Source organism: Rhizobium nepotum 39/7 (assembly GCF_000949865.1).
GTDB classification, from domain to species: Bacteria; Pseudomonadota; Alphaproteobacteria; order Rhizobiales; family Rhizobiaceae; genus Agrobacterium; species Agrobacterium nepotum.
This window is the reverse complement of record NZ_JWJH01000006.1, coordinates 99,839-116,518: the sequence shown is the minus strand read 5'-3', so window position 1 is coordinate 116,518 and position 16,680 is coordinate 99,839. Positions and strand designations below refer to the sequence as shown.

The window sequence follows — 16,680 nt, the reverse complement described above, 5'->3', positions numbered from 1 at the left end:
ATTGGCCCCCATGGTCTTCTGTGGGGGCCTTTTCATGTGTCGATGGAGGATGCCGCTGGCCTTGGGCAGGTTCGACGACAGGAATGACGATGCGTTGGAATGAGCGCTGGTCCTTTTTAGTTGGTCCGCAGCCGTCAAGTTGATAGGATAGCCCGAACCTTCTGATCCATTTCCCAATCTAACTGGAAATACCATGACCGTTATCGCTTCGGAGCTTTCCGCTGCCATCCGCTCCATTCCCGACTATCCGAAGCCGGGCATCATCTTCCGGGACATCACGACGCTGCTCGGCAATCCGCGCGCTTTCCGCCGCGCGGTGGATGAGCTTGTGCAGCCTTATGCGGGAACGAAGATCGACAAGATCGCCGGCATGGAAGCGCGCGGCTTCATTCTGGGCGGGGCGGTGGCGCATCAGCTTTCCGCCGGTTTCGTGCCAATCCGCAAGAAGGGCAAGCTGCCGCACACCACAGTGCGCGTTGCCTACAGCCTGGAATACGGCGTGGACGAAATGGAAATGCATGTGGACGCCGTGCAGCCGGGCGAAAAAGTCATTCTGGTCGATGACCTGATCGCCACTGGCGGCACTGCCGAAGGTGCGGTCAAGCTGTTGCGGCAGATGGGCGCGGACATCGTCTCGGCCTGTTTCGTCATCGATCTGCCCGATCTCGGCGGCCGCAAGAAGCTGGAAGACCTTGGCGTCGAAGTGCGGACGCTGGTGGAATTCTCCGGTCACTAAAGCGATGTCCGGGGCAATCTGAGACAGTCATTTTGCCCCGGCCGGCGGATTTCATTCGAACTCCAGAACCCCGCTCCGGAAGGTCAGCACGGTTTCTCCGGACTGGTTCACGCCCTCGTTGAAGGTAGTGTTCAGCCAGACTCCGGCTCTTGATTCCAGCGGGCGGGTGTCGAGCAGGGTGACGAAATAGGTTACGTCGTCTCCGGCGAAGACCGGTTTCTTCCATATGAGTTCGCGAAAGCCGGGAGAGGGTCCCAATCTCGGCGGCTCGAGGCCCTGCTGTTTCAGCCTCTTCACTTCTTTCGCCCAATGGGAGAGGAAACATTTCATCCAGCCCGCGCCGGTGTGCCAGCCGGAAGCGCAGAGCGCGCCGAAGACGCTGTTCCTGGCGGCTTCGGCATCGAGGTGAAAGGGCTGCGGATCGAAATCGCGGGCGAAACGGACGATGTCTTCGGCGGAAAAATGCAGCGTGTCGAGGGTGACGCGTTCGCCGATGGGAGAAAGTTCTGCCAGTCTCATGCTGCAACGCCTCCATCCGCACGCATCAGGAACATCACGGTGTTTTCCCCGTGCGATACCAGAACGCCGCGCTGGTTATAAAGCTCGTGGCGGAATTTAACGAGGCCGATGCCGGGGCGCGAGCCGGAGGTGCGCTGTTCCAGCACGATGGATTTTCCCGAAAGCGTGTCGCCCGCCAGAACCGGCTTTTTCCAGTCGACATAATCGATGCCGGGGCTGCCCTGCGAGGTTGAACTGGTGATGTAGCTCTCCGCCATCATCCGCATCAGCAGGGCGCAGGTGTGCCAGCCGGAAGCCGCCAGCCCGCCGAGAATGCTCTGGCGGCCAGCCTCTTCGGACAGATGCATGGGCTGGGGATCGAACTCGCTGGCGAATTCGATGATTTGTTCTGCGGAAATCGATTGCGGTCCGAGGGGGAATTCCCGCCCAACGGAAAAATCCTCATAGGCATATGTCGCGACCGGCGCCATGGTTTCCTCCCTTCGCACAGTCAATATCGCCGGCATCTAAAATGATTTTTCCCTTTACGTAAAGGTCAAATCGGGGGATGCGGGTACGGCGTAGGGAGATGTTATGGAGCGAGCTAGTGCGGCATGTCGCCTTCTCCGGGCCGGGGAGAAGGTCGCGACAGCGGATGAGAGGGCAAGCTCTCAGTCTACGGCTAACCTCGCCCCTCATCCGACCCTTCGGGTCACCTTCTCCCCGGCGGGGAGAAGAAACAAGCCGCAAGATCTGGGGCACTTCGATCAGCGCTTCAAAAGAAGCGGTGGAACCACCAACCGGCTCCAGTCCCGATCAGGTATTGAAACGGAAGTGGATGACGTCGCCGTCCTGGACGACATATTCCTTGCCTTCGTCGCGCCCCTTGCCGGCTTCCTTGGCGCCGACTTCGCCCTTGTAGGCGACGTAGTCGTCAAAGCCGATGGTGAATGCGCGGATGAAGCCGCGTTCGAAATCGGTATGGATGACGCCGGCGGCGGCGGGCGCTTTGGTGCCGCGCACGATCGTCCAGGCGCGCGTTTCCTTCGGGCCGACGGTGAAATAGGTAATGAGATCGAGCAGGTGATAGCCAGCGCGGATCAGTCGGTCGAGACCGGCTTCGGTAAGCCCCAGCGCCGAGAGGAATTCCTCGGCTTCATCGGCCGGAAGCTGCGCGACTTCGGCCTCGATCGCCGCCGAGATGATCACGCATTCGGCACCCTGTTGCTTTGCCATCTCTGCCACGGCCGCGGTGTGCTCGTTGCCGGACGATGCGTCGGCTTCCGAGACGTTGCAGACATAAAGCACCGGGTGCGACGTCAGGAGATTGAGGCCCTTGAGGATTTCGATTTCCTCGTCGGCCAGCGTCTTCAAAAGCAGACGTGCTGGTTTTCCGTCGTTGAGCAGCGCGATTACGGCTTCCATAACGGGCAGTTGGGCTAAGGACTCCTTGTCCTTGCTGGTGGCGCGCTTGCGCGTCTGCTCGACGCGGCGCTCCAGGCTTTCGAGGTCGGCGAGCATCAGCTCCGTCTCGATCGTGTCGGCATCGCCGACCGGATTGATGCGGCCTTCCACATGGGTGATATCGTCGTCTTCAAAGCAGCGCAGCACATGCACGACGGCATCGACTTCGCGGATATTGGCCAGGAATTTGTTGCCGAGGCCTTCACCTTTCGATGCGCCGCGCACCAGGCCGGCGATGTCCACGAAGGAAATGCGGGTCGGAATGATTTCCTTCGATCCGGCGATGGCCGCGAGCTGCTGCATGCGCGGGTCCGGCACTGCAACCTCGCCGGTGTTCGGCTCGATGGTGCAGAAGGGATAGTTGGCGGCCTGTGCGGCCGCTGTTTTCGTCAGCGCGTTGAAGAGGGTGGACTTGCCGACATTCGGCAGCCCGACGATACCGCATTTGAAGCCCATGGCTTAAAACCTGTCCGTTTGAAAGAATTCGTTGAGGAGCCTTTTGCGGAAAGGGCAGTGCAAGGTCAAGCCCGCAGGCCGATTTGGGCGGGCAAAGCCCCGCGAATGGCGCGGAATTTCACGCGAGCGCCGCGCCTGGGGTTGTCGATAGTGCAGTTGCGGCGCAATATATGCGGGGTCAAGCGACCGATCTTTCGTCATCACGGGGATTTTCCGATGAGTGACAGTCCTGTCGACCTCAAGCCCAAACCGAAAGTCAAACCGAAGCTGGAGCGGCCGAAGCTCTATAAGGTCATCCTGCTGAATGACGATTACACGCCGCGCGACTTCGTGACCCTAGTGCTGAAGTCGGTCTTCCACATGGGCGAGGATACCGGCCGCCGGGTGATGATGACGGCGCACCGCTTCGGCAGCGCTGTCGTGGTTGTCTGCGAGCGCGATATTGCCGAGACCAAGGCCAAGGAAGCGACCGATCTCGGCAAGGAGGCGGGATTTCCGCTGATGTTCACCACCGAGCCGGAGGAGTGATGGTTTTATGCCGAACCTTGACGGATCTGGAAACCGGTCTTGTTCTGCACGAAACCGCAGCTTTCGTAAAAGGCATGGACCTCCGGGCGCTGGCGGCCGGTCAGCAGCATCACCTTGTAGCAATTCGCAGTAAAGGCGACCTCGACGGCATGGCGCACCACTGCACGGCCATATCCCCGGCCACGATGGGTTTCCAGCGTCACCACGTTTTCAATGAGTGCATAGGGGCTGGCGGCGCGCGTCAGGTTCGGAACGACCAGAAGCGTGGCGGTCGCGACGGGTTTTCCGCCATCCGTTGCGAGAAACACGGTCAGGCCGGGCTGGTCGAGCATGGCGGTGAAAGCCGCGTTCGCCTCTTCCACCGTCAATTGCGGGTCGGATGGATTGAGCGCCCGATAAAGTTCAAGCAGGCCGGGCAGATCGCCGGGACCGGCTTCACGCAGGGCGACGGTCGCTGAAGACATAGCGATCTAATCCTTCTTGCCGAACATCCGCTTCAGCATTTCGGCCATTGGTCCGGTTTCCGGCAGCTTTTTCGGCTGGGCGCTGTTGCGCGCCTGATGGATGTGGGACTGCGCGGCGGGTTTGGCCGCCTTGGCCGGTTTTTCGGCATCCGGTTTGCTGCCCGTGGCAAGCGCCAGCTTGTTCATCAGCTGCGAATCCTCTCCCTTCAGCAGCATCGCGACGTTGTCGGCGATGGCGTCCAAAAGAGGATCGAGCCAGACCCGGTCGGCTTTGGCGAAATCGCCGAGCACATGGCCGTGCACCCGCTCCTTGTCGCCGGGATGGCCGATGCCTAGGCGCAGGCGGCGATATTCCTTACCGCAATGGGCATCGAGCGATTTCAGGCCGTTGTGGCCGCCATGGCCGCCGCCCGTCTTGATGCGCGCGCGGCCGGCGGTAAGATCGAGTTCGTCATGAATGGCGATGATGTCGGCCGGTGCAAGCTTGAAGAAGCGCATGGCCTCGCCGACGGACTCGCCCGACAGGTTCATGTAGGTCAGCGGCTTCATCAGCAGGACCTTTTCGCCATCGATCTCGCCTTCGGAAATCTCCGCCTTGAATTTCCTCGCCCATGGCGAGAAAGAGGGCAGGCGTTGCAACGCATCGAGCGCCATGAAGCCGATATTGTGACGGTTTCCCGCATATTGCGCGCCGGGATTACCAAGTCCTGCGATGATCTTCATGGGGCATGTCCGAGTTTTGCCTGACGATGCTGTTGTCACCACCCCGAAATCCGTCGGCTGTCAATCTATTTATGGACTTTGGGCCTTTTATGGATTTACGGGGAGGCGGAGCGACCGCTCAGGGGCTGACGAGATTGTAGCGGTCGAATATCCGCTGTTGCGTTCCATCGGCGATCAGCCTGTCCAGCCGGGCCTGCAATTTTGCGATGATCTCGTCGGGAACGCTTTTGTTGCACGCAAGACCCAGTTGTTGCCGCGACAGTGTCGTCACTTCCTTGAAGGTGTTCGCGGGCAGGCTTTTGAAGGTGCTTTCCGACATCGGCATCAGGTCGATGCGCCCGGCTTTCAGCTTGTGAAGCGTGATCTGGAAGTCCGCGCCAACATCTACATGCGGGAAACCGAGCGTTTCCAGAAGGGTTTCGGTATAGTCGCCGCGCTGGGTGCCGACCCGGTATTTCTTCGCGCCCTCCAGACTGGAGACATCGATATCCGCATTGTGGCGCGCCACGAGAATGTTGCGGTCGCTGTGGATCGGTGAGACCCATTTGAAAAGCTTTTCCCGTTCGCGGGTTCTCGCCGTGGCGAAAACGCAGTGCATGGCCTGCGTTGTGGCCAGCGCGATCGCCCGCGCCCAGGGCATGACGGCGACCTCGTATTCGGTGCCGGTTTCCTCGAGCACGATCTTGAGCTGGTCGATATAGACACCCCCGACACTGCCATCGCTGGCCTGCAGATTGTAAGGGGGGTAGACCTCGGTCGTGAGGAAAAGCTTGGCCGCGCCGGCCGGACTGGCGAGGGCAAGAAAGATCAGGCAAAAGCGGATCAATCCCATGGCTGCTCCGTGCCTCATGCTTGTCGCGCCGCAGCGAGGCCCGCGCCGGAAGCCGCGTTCAATGCGGCGATCAGCGCCTCGATGGGCTGCGGCCGCGCAAAATAATAGCCCTGTCCATAATCCGCGCCTATCGCTGCCAGAAGCGCCATCTGTTCTTCCGTCTCGACGCCCTCGGCGATGACGGCGCAATTCATCTTGTGCGAGATCGCGGCGATGCCTTCGACCAGCATGCGGCTGCGTTGCCTTATCTCAACCGTGTCGTCGCAGATCGAGCGGGTGAAGGACTGGTCGATCTTGACGATATCGACCGGAAAACGGCTGAGATAGCTCAGCGACGAATAACCCGTGCCGAAATCGTCCAGCGCGATGCGGCAGCCCAGTTGGTGAATGGCATTGAGGATCGCCCGGATTTGCGGATCGTCCTTCATGATGACGGCCTCGGTTATCTCGATGACCAGCCGTTTGGGAAGAATGCCGTGCCGGTGCAGCACGCCGGCGATCCGTGTCGGCAATCCCGGCTCGAATTGCAATGGTGAGAAATTCACCGCCACATAGGCTTGTTCCATGCCCGGCAGGAGTGACAGCCTGGCGAGATTGGCGATCGATTGATCGAGGATGAGATTGCCGATGCGATGGATGGTGCCGTTTTCTTCCGCAAGGTTGATGATGGCGGCGGGAGGAAGCAATCCCTTTTTCGGATGGTTGAGACGCAGAAGCGCCTCGAAACCCGCCGTTCGGCCGGTTGCAAGTTCTTGAATCGGCTGGAAATACGGCTCGAACCAGCCATCGGAAAGCCCCTGCGCGATATCCCGCTCCAGCTCCGCACGTTCGCGCGCCCGGTCCATGATCGAGCTGTCGAAAATCTGCGCGCCGTTCTTGCCCGTTCTTTTGCGGCTATACATGGCCATGTCGGCATTCTGCAAAAGTTCGGCCGCGCTGGAAGCGTGCAGAGGATAGACCGCCATGCCGATGCTGGCGCTGAGGCGGATGCTGTTGCCCTCAAACTCGAAGGGCGTGTCCAGTATCATGCAAATCCGCTCGCAGAACAGCAGGCCGCGTTCCTCGACCTTGTCGCCGGCCAGCAGAATGGCGAATTCGTCGCCGCCGAGCCGCGATGCGCTGTCCAGCGGCGTCAGCAGGGGTTCGAGCTTCAGCGTGAATTCCCGGAGAACCGCGTCACCTGCGGCATGGCCGAGATTGTCGTTGATGGCCTTGAACCGGTCGAGGTCGATGAACAGGCAGGCGAGCTCGCTGCCGTTCCTGTCCGCATCGCGGATTTGCAGGTCGAGAATGGCCTCGAAACCCTGACGATTGAAGAGGCCGGTCAGATGGTCGGAAATGGCCTGCTGGCGGTTGCGTTTTTCCGACTGGCGCAGTTCGGTCACATCCGTCATGACGCAAAGACATGTGCTCTGATGCGCGGCATCGCCGGACTCGAGGGCTTTTTCGAGGATGAGGGCGTCCATCACGCTGCCCTGCCTGCAATGAAACCGCACGGTGATGCCGGCATGTGCGGCGTCCGGCGCTTGTGACGCCGCCTTGCGTTGCTGGAACAGGGACCTGTCACCCGGGTGGATGAGATCGGCGAAGTTGAGGCCGAGTATTCTGGCGCGATCATAGCCGGTCGCCTGTACCCAGTAGTCGCTGACCGCCGCAATCCTGTCGTATCTGTCGAGCGAGAACAGCATGGCGGGCGTCCGGTTGTAGATTTCCGTCTTCCGCGCATGGGCATGTTTGATTTCCAGCTCTTCCTTTTCAAGCTGGGTCTGCATTTCGTTGAAGCTTTTCGCCAGCCTGCCGATCTCGTCCTTCGACCGCCAGTCGACGTGGTGGCGCGAACCGAGGCGACGGGTCGCCTCTATCGCTGCCGTGAGCCGCATCAGCGGGCGGATGACCATGAAGCGGTTGCCGGCGATGGCCGCAAGAACGGTGGTGAGGATGGCGAGGATGAAAATCGTGATGAATGCCAGTTCGGACCGGCTGAGGGAGGTAAGAAGGCCGATATCGTCGTAATAGACGGTCAGTTGCCCGACGGTGACGACCCCGTTCGTGCTCTTGTAGGTGACCTCCCGCGTCGTGGAGGACGCATCCTGAATGATGTCGCTACCGGCCGTCTGGACGATATCGAGCTGGCCGGAGGTATCCTTGACCTCGACCATCCGGATCACGGGGTCGGAAACGAGGGTTCCGGTAATCTGGTTTATGGTGTCGTCGTCGAGATCCCACAAGGGACGGGCAAGCGCCTGCGCATTTGTCGACAGCAGAATTTCAAGGTGATTGCGCTGGCTACGAATAGCCTCGTGATAGGAGAGCGTCAGCAAAAGCGTGAATAACGGGGCGACGACTGTAAGAAGCGCACCGGAAACAATCGCGATAAAGCGACTTTCGACGGAATGAGCCATGTTCGATTGCAGCTACCCTCTACCCCAGAATGACCGCGTTCGTTTTGCCATCCGGAGAGATCGGTGAGGTTTCCGGCGAAAGCCCTGTTCCCCACTATATTTTCTCAACCCGCCCGGTGTTTTCACGACAGCGCAACGAGCATCGTTTCATGGAATTGTTAATCGACGCTGAAGCGGGTCCCGCATGATGCACGCAGCGGCCGGTTTCTGTTTTTAAAGTTCATAAAAACTAAAAGGCCCGTTCCGAAAACGGAACGGGCCTCAAAGCTCAAATCTGTCCGGCCTTGCGGCCACAGATCATTATGCAGAAGCTTCGTCGGTTGCTTCTTCAGCAATGCCGCCAGCCGGAGCAACGATCGTTGCGATCGTGAAATCACGGTCGGCGATCACAGGCGTGATGTTCTTCGGCAGCTTCACATTCGAAATGTGAACGTTGTCGCCGATCTTCAGACCGGTGAGATCAACGGTGATGAATTCCGGAATGTCGTTGGCCGGGCAGTGGAATTCCACCGTGTGGCGAACGATGTTCAGAACGCCGCCGATCTTGATGTCCGACTTTTCTTCGTTTTCGAAGTGAACCGGAACTTCGACGTTGACGAGCGTGTTGCCCGTAACGCGCAGGAAGTCGACGTGCATGGTGAAGTCGCGGACCGGATCAAGCTGGTAGTCCTTCGGGAGGACCTTGATCTTCTGGCCGTCGACGTCGATTACCGCAACCGTCGTCATGAAGCCGCCGGCGTGGATACGCTTGGTTACTTCGTTGGTCGACAGAGCGATGGAAATGGGGGCCTGCTTGTCACCATAGATGACAGCGGGAATCAAACCGTTGCGGCGAAGTTCACGAGAGGACCCCTTACCAACTCGTTCGCGCGCCTCGGCCTTGAGCTCATACGATTCTTTGCTCATGGCAATTCCTTTCGAGGTTATATGGAGAGTTCATGCCAAACAAAGCGGCCTGAACTGGAGAGGCGCTTGCGCCATCCCGCCCGCGTTGCCTCCAAGGGTGTCTACACGGGTGCGGGCGCTATAATACAAACCGAAGATAAAGACAAGAGCGGCCCGTTTTTCGAGGGCACTGCGTTATAATTTCATTAGATTTGCCTAATGCATCCATGAATTGCAACTTTTAATATGTGCTTATCCATTCATATAAACCCGCTGCAAACCTGGCAAATGATAAGGCTGCCTGGAATTCCAATTGTGTAGATGATAATGTTAAAAGTTCTTCAGTGCCTCACCGTCGATCATGACTTCCGATACACCATAGCAGCGGTCTTCGTCTGCATGCTGGGAAGCTTCGTCACCATGCGTCTTTTTTCGAGAGCGCGTCTGGCGACGGGGTTGCAGAAGGTCAACTGGCTGTTTCTGGCCGGGGTCAATGGCGGCGCGGCGATATGGACCACCCATTTCGTGGCGATGCTGGGTTATGTCGCTGCCGGCGAGGTGGGGTACGATCCCTATCTGACGGGGCTTTCGCTTCTTATCGCCATTATCACGACGACCACCGGCTTTGCCATTTCCGCCTATGGCGGGCGCAGCGCTCTGGTGGAAGCGGGCGGGGCGATACTCGGTCTCGGTATTGCGGCCATGCATTATACCGGTATGGCCGCCTATCAGGTACAGGGCATGATTTTCTGGAACCAGGCCTATGTCATCGCCTCGCTGGTACTGGGAGCCGCGTTTGGCGCGATCGCGGTCAATCGCATTGCGCGGCCGATCAACCGGTTCTGCCAGTTCAGCGCGGTAGCGTTTCTCATCCTGGCCATCGCCTCGATGCATTATACCGGCATGGCCTCGATGTTGTTCGAGTTCGATCCACGCATCATCATTTCGGAAAATCTGCTGCCGCCGGCCATCATGGGTGGAAGCGCCATCGCGGTGACCCTTCTTCTGCTGGCGCTGGGGCTATCCACCTATGTCATCGACGCCCAGTCCACCCAGCAGGCGGTTGCCCGCTATCGCCATCTTTCGCTGCACGATCCGCTGACGGGCATTCCCAACCGGGCGGCATTTATCGAGCACCTCAATCGCCGCACGCGTCATGTCTCCATGGGTGCGCATACGGCGCTTCTGTCGATCGATCTCGACCGTTTCAAGGAAATCAACGACGTTCACGGCCACGCGGCGGGCGATGCCGTGCTGCGCGCCATCGCCGACCGGGCGAGTTCCGTTCTGAAAACCGGGGAGTTTCTGGCGCGCATGGGCGGGGATGAGTTCGTGGCGATGACCCATTCCTATTATACCCGTGCCGATGGTGCGGAATTTGCCCAGCGATTGATCGAGCAGATCAGCAAGCCCGTGGAATGGAACGGTCAGACATTTTCAGTGGGCGCGAGTGTGGGTATATCGATCCGCAATACCGGCTCCATCGATGCCGATACGCTAATGGCGCAGGCCGATGTCGCCATGTACCGGGCAAAAAGCGGGACATCGGACACGATCTGTTTCTACGACAAATCCATGGATGAGGCCGCGCGGGAGCGCAATGCGCTTGCCATAACCATGCGCAGCGGCCTCGCCAACAACGAATTCGAGCTATATTATCAGCAACAGAACGATACCAAGAGTGGCAGCATCGTTGGTTTCGAGGCGCTTTTGCGCTGGAAACATCCCGAGCGTGGCATGGTCTCTCCGGTCGAATTCATTCCGATTGCCGAACAGACCGGCTTTATCGTTGAACTGGGCGAGTGGGTTCTGCGGGAAGCCTGCGTGCAGGCCGCTCTCTGGAAGAAATCGCTTTCGATCGCCGTGAATGTCGCGCCGCAGCAGCTTGCGGACAATGATTTCCCTGACAAGGTCGAGAGAGTTCTTCAGGAGACGGGGCTTGCGCCGGAAAGGCTCGAGCTGGAAATCACCGAAGGCAGCATCATCGCGGATCATCGCCATGCGTTGGTCGCGATCCGCAAACTCAAGGCGCTCGGCGTCAAGATCGCCATGGACGATTACGGCACAGGCTATTCCTCGCTGTCTACCCTCCAGAGTTTTCCCTTCGACAAGATCAAGATCGACCGGGCCTTCATCGACGGCCTTTCGACCAACGTGCAGTCGGAGGCGATCGTTCGCTCCACGCTCATTCTGGCGCATAGCCTCAACATTCCGGTGCTCGCGGAAGGTGTAGAGACCAAGGCGCATATCGAGTTCCTGCGCCGCGAAGGCTGTCTGCAGGTGCAGGGCTTCTTTTTCGGTAGGCCCGGCCCTTTGAACTCTATCGCCAATCTCGTGGACGACACGTTTCTCTCGGCCGAAGACGAGCCGGAAGTCACTCTCGGGCAGCGTTATTTCAAGGCGGTATGATATTCAGGCGCAGCCTGAGGTTGCGTTGACAAATGCCGGCCGCGAAGTTTTTAGTTGAAACGTGAACGCTTCCAGCGCACCATCGCCGAAAAGCTTTGGGAGGAGCGAATGCCGACAGACATCGCCCATGCGGACCGCGTGTATGAAACAGCGCGCCAACGTTCCGCAGCCGCAAGTTCTCCGATTGTCGCTTCCTGGCGCCGCTGCATGGTCAAGCACCACCTTGCGCCGGAGGAAAACCGCAAACCGATCTTTCTCAGCGACTTCGAATTTCGCCGCGCCCGTGAAAGTGCCGCCGGCCTGATCGCTGAAAGCACCGATGAACTCGACCGTATTTTTCACAGCGTCGGCAAGGCCGGCTGCTGCCTGCTTTTGACCGATGCGCAGGGCGTTGCGCTGGAGCGCCGGGGTGCCGCCGGCGACGACCGCGATTTCCGGGCGCTCGGCCTCTGGTCCGGTGCGGTCTGGAGCGAGGCGAGCGTGGGCACCAACGGCATCGGCACGGCGCTGGTCGACGAGCGTTCTGTGGTGGTCTACCGCGACCAGCATTTTTTCACGTCGAACACGGAACTCTGCTGCACGACCGCACCCATTCGCGACCACACTGGCCGGGTGACTGGTGCTCTCGATATTTCCACCTGCCGCGACGACATCAACGAGATGACCTTTTCTTTCGTCACGCAGGCGGTGAGGGATGCGGCGCAACGTATCGAGGGCAATCTTTTCCGTCGGGCCTTTCCCGGCGCGCGCATCGTCGTCGTGCCGACCGGTTTCGGCGCCGCCCTTTCGCTGTTGGCCGTTGATCAGGACGATCTCGTTTTGGGGGCGACACGCGCGGCGCGTCTTGCGCTGAAACTGGACGACAATTCCATCGCGCAGGGGCTGCCCGCCGCCGATATTCTGCAGGAACAGCGTCACGATGGCGGCTCCGACCTTGCGGAAGCGGAGCGTTCGGCGTTGCGGCGGGTTCTATCGCGCACCAACGGCAATGTCACGCAGGCCGCGTCCCTGCTTGGTATCAGCCGCGCCACGCTTCACCGCAAGATGAAGAAACTCGCGGTGCATTGAGGTGACCTGAAACGAGATCCGGGCAAGATGGCCGGATCGGCGTGGGTTTGTCGCAGATGTGAGACAATGTGCGATGCGGAACCACGCCGTGCCACTACCCCCCACTGTCATCTAGGCCCACCTTCCTCCCATGCGGTCCGTCGCGGATCGTTTTCATCAGGGAGGATGAAATCATGAATATTCAGGTTCAGCAGAAAGCGGGCGAAGCGCCCTTCAAGCTGAAATACGGCAATTTCATCGGCGGCAAATGGGTGGAACCGAAATCCGGTCGCTACATGGACAATCTGTCGCCGGTGACGGGCCACAAGATTTGTGAAGTTCCGCGCTCGGATGCGGCCGATATCGAACTCGCACTGGATGCCGCCCACAAGGCGAGGGAGAAGTGGGGCAAGACGAGCGTTACCGAGCGCTCCAACATCCTGCTCAAGATCGCCCAGCGCATCGAGGACAATCTCGATCTCATCGCGCGGGCCGAAACCTGGGATAACGGCAAGCCGCTGCGCGAGACGACAAATGCGGATATTCCGCTGACGGTCGACCATTTCCGCTATTTCGCAGGCTGCATCCGCGCACAGGAAGGCACGATCGGCGAAATCGACAACGATACGGTCGCCTATCATTTCCATGAACCGCTCGGCGTTGTCGGCCAGATCATCCCGTGGAACTTCCCGATCCTGATGGCCGCGTGGAAGCTTGCGCCGGCACTCGCCGCCGGCAATTGCGTGGTGCTGAAGCCTGCGGAACAGACACCGGCGTCCATTCTGGTGGTGATGGAGCTTATCGAAGACCTGCTGCCGCCGGGCGTTCTCAACATCGTCAACGGCACTGGCATTGAAGCGGGCAAGCCGCTGGCGCAAAGCAAGCGCATCGCCAAGATCGCCTTCACCGGCTCCACCCCGGTCGGCAAGGAAATCATGCGTTATGCGGCCGACAACGTCACCAACATCTCGCTGGAACTGGGCGGCAAGTCGCCGAACATATTCTTTGCCGATGTGATGAACGAGGATGACGCATTCCTCGACAAGGCGCTCGAAGGTTTCGCCTTCTTCGCGCTCAATCAGGGCGAGGTCTGCACATGCCCGTCGCGTGCGCTGGTTCATGAATCGATCTATGACCGTTTCATGGAAAAGGCGATCAAGCGCGTTCAGTCCATCAGCCAGGACGATCCGCTCAATCCGTCGACCATGCTGGGCGCACAGGCCTCGCAGGAACAGTTCGACAAGATCATGCGCTATCTGGAGATCGGCAAGAAGGAAGGCGCCAAGGTGCTGACCGGCGGCGACCGCAAGACACTCACGGGCGACCTGAAGGACGGCTACTACATTCAGCCGACGGTCTTCGAAGGCAACAACAAGATGCGGGTTTTCCAGGAGGAAATCTTCGGTCCGGTCGTTTCCGTCACCACCTTCAAGACGGTTGAGGAAGCGCTCGAAATCGCCAATGACACGGTTTACGGTCTGGGTGCAGGTGTGTGGAGCCGCGATACCAATGTCGCCTATCGGGCGGGCCGGGGTATCGAAGCGGGTCGTGTGTGGACGAATTGCTACCACGTCTATCCGGCGGGCGCCGCCTTTGGCGGTTACAAGCAATCCGGCATCGGTCGCGAGACCCACAAGATGATGCTCGATCATTACCAGCAGACCAAGAACCTGCTCGTATCCTACAGCCCGAACAAGGTTGGCTTCTTCTGAGGTCCTCCCCGGAAGCCGGCGGCGGATCGCCATGATCGCAAGCCGCCGGTGTGCTCCCAGGGGCTTCGGCTCCTGGGAGCCCGGATCGAGTTTTCAAGCAAAATAAAAAGCCGGAGGTTCTGCCTCCGGCCTTTGTCGTTGCGGATTATGCCGCGTAGCGCTGGTCCCGCTGCCCGATAGCACTGAGCGAGAATTGGCCCACCTGTTCGGTGAGGCCATCCGCCTCGCTTGCCAGCGAGAAGGCAGCGGCCGTCGTTTCCTCCACCATCGCCGCGTTCTGCTGCGTCACATGGTCGAGTTCGTTGACGGATGCGTTGATTTCGCCAAGGCGGCCGGATTGTTCGCGCGATGCGGTGGCGATCGCGCCGATCTGGTCGTTGACCGACTGGATGCGTTTCTGGATCTGCTCCAGGCTTTCGCCGGTCTTCAGCACCAGCGCCACGCCGCTTTCAACATCGCCCGCGGAGGTGGCGATTAGCGTCGTGATGTCCCGTGCGGCGGCCGCCGATTTCTGGGCGAGTTCCCGCACTTCCTGCGCCACGACCGCAAAGCCTTTTCCAGCTTCGCCGGCACGGGCCGCCTCGACGCCGGCATTCAGCGCGAGGAGATTGGTCTGGAAGGCGATCTGGTCGATGACATCGATGATCTGGCGGATCTTGGACGACGAGGTCTCGATGCGTTCCATGGCGACGATGGCTTCCTTGACAACGGCCGTGGATTTGTGGGCGTCCTGCATGGTTTCCGCCGTTGCCTCGACGGCGACGTTGCAGCGCGAGAGCGAGACATTGACGGCCTGCGTCATGTCCCCAAGGGCAGCGGCGGCTTCCTCAAGGGCTGCCGCCTGACGTTCCGTACGCCGCGACAGATCTTCCGATGCGCTTTTCAGCTCGCCGGAGCCGGAGCGGATGGCATTGGCGCTTTCGCCGATGTTGGAAATCGTCGCTTCCAGCCCAGCGATGGAGTTGTTGAAATCGATCCGCAGATGGTCGAGCGACGGCACGAAGGATTTTTCGATGCGAAGATCGAGCCTGCCGGTCGCAAGATTGGCAAGACCGGTCGCAAGCGCGTCGACGGCTTCTTCCAGTTCCTCGGCGCTTCTTGCCTTTTCCATCTCGCGCTGGGCGCGTTCCTCGTCCAGTTCCTCGCTCTTGCGATGGGACTCGGTCTCCATGCGCTGCTTGTCCAGAATGCCCTGGCGGAAGGATTCCAGCGCACGCGCCATGGTGCCGATCTCGTCGCCACGGGAAACGGCCTTGATCTCGATATTGTTGTCACCGCCGTTCAGGCGTTCCATCAATCCGGCAAGGCCGGTCAGCGGCTTGGTCAGGCTGGCGGAAACGAAAATGCCGACCAGCGTCATGACGGCGAGAACCGCAAGTGTCGCAAGCGTTGCCCAGAAGGCCAGATCGTTGGCTGCCGCCAGCACCTTGCTTTCCTGCTGGCCGATTGCCAGAAGATGTTTCTGTCCGAAAACGGAGACCGGGCGATAGGCGTAAAAGATATTGCCCGCAGGTGTCTGCGCCATTACCGTTCCGGCTTCGCTTGCGCCCGAAAGGGCTGCGAGGCTTTCGGAAACAGCGGCATCCGCCCCGGCCGAGAGTACGCCCGCCCGGCGTTTGCCTTCGGCGCTCAGAAGAACGGCGTCGTCGATGGACTTGCCGGTTTCCTCAGGCGTTACCACTGCGCCGATGCGGTCGGGTGAAATGCGCATGATGACGGCGCCCTTACGCTGGAGCTGGCCCCAGTTCGAGACCGCGAGCGGCATGCCGATCATGGCTGCATCATCGGCACCGCCACCGCTGAACCCGGTGGTGCTGACGACACCGTCCTTGCCGGCTTCGATGCGATCGAACAATTCCTTGATCGCGCTGTTTTGCGGTTCCGCCACGTTGGTCAGGAAGTTCTTGCCCTTGGTCACGGAATAGATAATGAGACCCGCCTTGTCGACGACGTAGATGTCGCTGACCCGGGTATTGCGCCAGACGCTGGCAATGGCCGCGTTGATCGTGGCGTGGCGGATGGCGTAAAGCAGCCGCAATCCTTCGCCGTTGAAGGAAGCGCGCTCCTCCTCGGATACGCCCTCGCGGCGGAAAGCCTCGATGATCGCATCCTTTTCCGTCGGCACGACGGTGGTCATGGTTTCCAGCGCCTGTGCGATCGCAGCGTTCTGCGACAGCTCGGAAATGCTCTGTTCGACGCGCAGCGTATAGGCGTCAAGCTGTTTGGACTGGTTTCCCGCAACCGTCTCGAGCCTGATCTTGCTGGCGTCGATCAGGCCGGATTTGCCCATTTCGTAGGACAATAACCCAACGGCCAGGCACGAAACCAGCGTCGCGCCCGTGACGAGCGCTGCAAATTTGGCCTTGATTGACAATGATTTAGCTTTGACAGCAGTCGGATTTACACCCGGCATCCTGTTTCCTCCCCCAAAAAAACGTGGCCGTACCGTCGCAACAATTGTTTACGGTCACGTTAAAGGGCGAGGAATTGTATGATTATTTCCCGCATACCGTGAAAAAATCTC

Annotated in this window: 14 protein-coding genes; 5 read left to right on the top strand and 9 right to left on the bottom strand. The window is 59.6% G+C overall.

Annotated elements, in window-relative coordinates; genetic code table 11:
- Positions 1 to 193: 193 nt before the first annotated feature.
- Entirely contained in the window at positions 194 to 736 is a 543-nt protein-coding gene (locus tag RS75_RS07895; protein ID WP_045019026.1) for an adenine phosphoribosyltransferase, read from the top strand.
- Positions 737 to 787: 51 nt separating this feature from the next.
- Here RS75_RS07895 and RS75_RS07890 read toward each other — a convergent pair whose 3' ends face one another.
- The 3 genes from RS75_RS07890 to ychF form a co-directional block, all read right to left on the bottom strand.
- Positions 788 to 1,255 carry a MaoC family dehydratase gene (locus tag RS75_RS07890; RefSeq protein WP_045019024.1) on the bottom strand — a complete coding sequence of 156 codons (468 nt, stop codon included), beginning with the start codon at positions 1,253 to 1,255 and terminating at the stop codon, positions 788 to 790.
- Entirely contained in the window at positions 1,252 to 1,725 is a 474-nt protein-coding gene (locus tag RS75_RS07885) for a MaoC family dehydratase (RefSeq protein ID WP_045019022.1), read from the bottom strand. Before RS75_RS07885 ends, RS75_RS07890 begins: the two co-directional genes overlap by 4 nt.
- 325 nt (positions 1,726 to 2,050) lie before the next feature.
- Positions 2,051 to 3,154: a redox-regulated ATPase YchF gene (ychF, locus tag RS75_RS07880; RefSeq protein WP_045019020.1), complete on the bottom strand. Its 1,104-nt coding sequence runs from the start codon at positions 3,152 to 3,154 to the stop codon at positions 2,051 to 2,053.
- A 216-nt stretch (positions 3,155 to 3,370) separates the two neighbouring features.
- Here ychF and clpS point away from each other — a divergent pair, with 216 nt between their 5' ends.
- On the top strand, positions 3,371 to 3,682 hold the full coding sequence (gene clpS / locus RS75_RS07875; RefSeq protein ID WP_045019018.1) for an ATP-dependent Clp protease adapter ClpS: 312 nt from the start codon (positions 3,371 to 3,373) through the stop codon (positions 3,680 to 3,682).
- Between the two features lie 5 nt (positions 3,683 to 3,687).
- Here the strand turns inward: clpS and RS75_RS07870 are convergent, their stop codons facing one another.
- The 5 genes from RS75_RS07870 to RS75_RS07850 all read right to left on the bottom strand — a co-directional run bounded on the left by RS75_RS07870 (position 3,688) and on the right by RS75_RS07850 (position 9,009).
- Positions 3,688 to 4,146 (bottom strand): GNAT family N-acetyltransferase, encoded by a 459-nt coding sequence (locus tag RS75_RS07870; RefSeq protein ID WP_045019015.1) that lies wholly within the window; start codon positions 4,144 to 4,146, stop codon positions 3,688 to 3,690.
- A 6-nt stretch (positions 4,147 to 4,152) separates the two neighbouring features.
- Positions 4,153 to 4,869: an aminoacyl-tRNA hydrolase gene (pth, locus tag RS75_RS07865; protein WP_045019009.1), complete on the bottom strand. Its 717-nt coding sequence runs from the start codon at positions 4,867 to 4,869 to the stop codon at positions 4,153 to 4,155.
- Between the two features lie 118 nt (positions 4,870 to 4,987).
- Positions 4,988 to 5,701, bottom strand: coding sequence for a substrate-binding periplasmic protein (locus RS75_RS07860; RefSeq protein ID WP_045019007.1), 714 nt, complete (start codon positions 5,699 to 5,701; stop codon positions 4,988 to 4,990).
- Between the two features lie 14 nt (positions 5,702 to 5,715).
- Positions 5,716 to 8,103 carry an EAL domain-containing protein gene (locus RS75_RS07855; protein ID WP_045019003.1) on the bottom strand — a complete coding sequence of 796 codons (2,388 nt, stop codon included), beginning with the start codon at positions 8,101 to 8,103 and terminating at the stop codon, positions 5,716 to 5,718.
- A 300-nt stretch (positions 8,104 to 8,403) separates the two neighbouring features.
- On the bottom strand, positions 8,404 to 9,009 hold the full coding sequence (locus tag RS75_RS07850) for a 50S ribosomal protein L25/general stress protein Ctc (RefSeq protein WP_045019000.1): 606 nt from the start codon (positions 9,007 to 9,009) through the stop codon (positions 8,404 to 8,406).
- 306 nt (positions 9,010 to 9,315) lie between these two features.
- Between RS75_RS07850 and RS75_RS07845 the strand changes: the two genes are divergently transcribed.
- The 3 genes from RS75_RS07845 to exaC all read left to right on the top strand — a co-directional run bounded on the left by RS75_RS07845 (position 9,316) and on the right by exaC (position 14,156).
- Positions 9,316 to 11,397 carry a putative bifunctional diguanylate cyclase/phosphodiesterase gene (locus RS75_RS07845; RefSeq protein WP_045019196.1) on the top strand — a complete coding sequence of 694 codons (2,082 nt, stop codon included), beginning with the start codon at positions 9,316 to 9,318 and terminating at the stop codon, positions 11,395 to 11,397.
- A gap of 108 nt (positions 11,398 to 11,505) precedes the next feature.
- Entirely contained in the window at positions 11,506 to 12,465 is a 960-nt protein-coding gene (locus RS75_RS07840; RefSeq protein WP_045019194.1) for a helix-turn-helix domain-containing protein, read from the top strand.
- Between the two features lie 173 nt (positions 12,466 to 12,638).
- Positions 12,639 to 14,156 carry an acetaldehyde dehydrogenase ExaC gene (gene exaC, locus RS75_RS07835; protein ID WP_045018999.1) on the top strand — a complete coding sequence of 506 codons (1,518 nt, stop codon included), beginning with the start codon at positions 12,639 to 12,641 and terminating at the stop codon, positions 14,154 to 14,156.
- Positions 14,157 to 14,301: 145 nt separating this feature from the next.
- Here exaC and RS75_RS07830 read toward each other — a convergent pair whose 3' ends face one another.
- Positions 14,302 to 16,569: a methyl-accepting chemotaxis protein gene (locus tag RS75_RS07830; RefSeq protein WP_045018998.1), complete on the bottom strand. Its 2,268-nt coding sequence runs from the start codon at positions 16,567 to 16,569 to the stop codon at positions 14,302 to 14,304.
- Between the last annotated feature and the right edge of the window lie 111 nt (positions 16,570 to 16,680).

Excerpts from the sequence above, each read along its gene's own strand:
- RS75_RS07885 (WP_045019022.1), bottom strand. The coding sequence starts at position 1,725 with ATGGCGCCGGTCGCGACATATGCCTATGAGGATTTTTCCGTTGGGCGG.
- RS75_RS07850 (WP_045019000.1), bottom strand. The coding sequence starts at position 9,009 with ATGAGCAAAGAATCGTATGAGCTCAAGGCCGAGGCGCGCGAACGAGTT.
- RS75_RS07840 (WP_045019194.1), top strand. The coding sequence starts at position 11,506 with ATGCCGACAGACATCGCCCATGCGGACCGCGTGTATGAAACAGCGCGC.
- ychF (WP_045019020.1), bottom strand. The coding sequence starts at position 3,154 with ATGGGCTTCAAATGCGGTATCGTCGGGCTGCCGAATGTCGGCAAGTCC.
- RS75_RS07860 (WP_045019007.1), bottom strand. The coding sequence starts at position 5,701 with ATGGGATTGATCCGCTTTTGCCTGATCTTTCTTGCCCTCGCCAGTCCG.
- RS75_RS07895 (WP_045019026.1), top strand. The coding sequence starts at position 194 with ATGACCGTTATCGCTTCGGAGCTTTCCGCTGCCATCCGCTCCATTCCC.
- pth (WP_045019009.1), bottom strand. The coding sequence starts at position 4,869 with ATGAAGATCATCGCAGGACTTGGTAATCCCGGCGCGCAATATGCGGGA.
- RS75_RS07845 (WP_045019196.1), top strand. The coding sequence starts at position 9,316 with ATGTTAAAAGTTCTTCAGTGCCTCACCGTCGATCATGACTTCCGATAC.
- clpS (WP_045019018.1), top strand. The coding sequence starts at position 3,371 with ATGAGTGACAGTCCTGTCGACCTCAAGCCCAAACCGAAAGTCAAACCG.
- RS75_RS07890 (WP_045019024.1), bottom strand. The coding sequence starts at position 1,255 with ATGAGACTGGCAGAACTTTCTCCCATCGGCGAACGCGTCACCCTCGAC.
- exaC (WP_045018999.1), top strand. The coding sequence starts at position 12,639 with ATGAATATTCAGGTTCAGCAGAAAGCGGGCGAAGCGCCCTTCAAGCTG.
- RS75_RS07855 (WP_045019003.1), bottom strand. The coding sequence starts at position 8,103 with ATGGCTCATTCCGTCGAAAGTCGCTTTATCGCGATTGTTTCCGGTGCG.
- RS75_RS07830 (WP_045018998.1), bottom strand. The coding sequence starts at position 16,569 with ATGCCGGGTGTAAATCCGACTGCTGTCAAAGCTAAATCATTGTCAATC.
- RS75_RS07870 (WP_045019015.1), bottom strand. The coding sequence starts at position 4,146 with ATGTCTTCAGCGACCGTCGCCCTGCGTGAAGCCGGTCCCGGCGATCTG.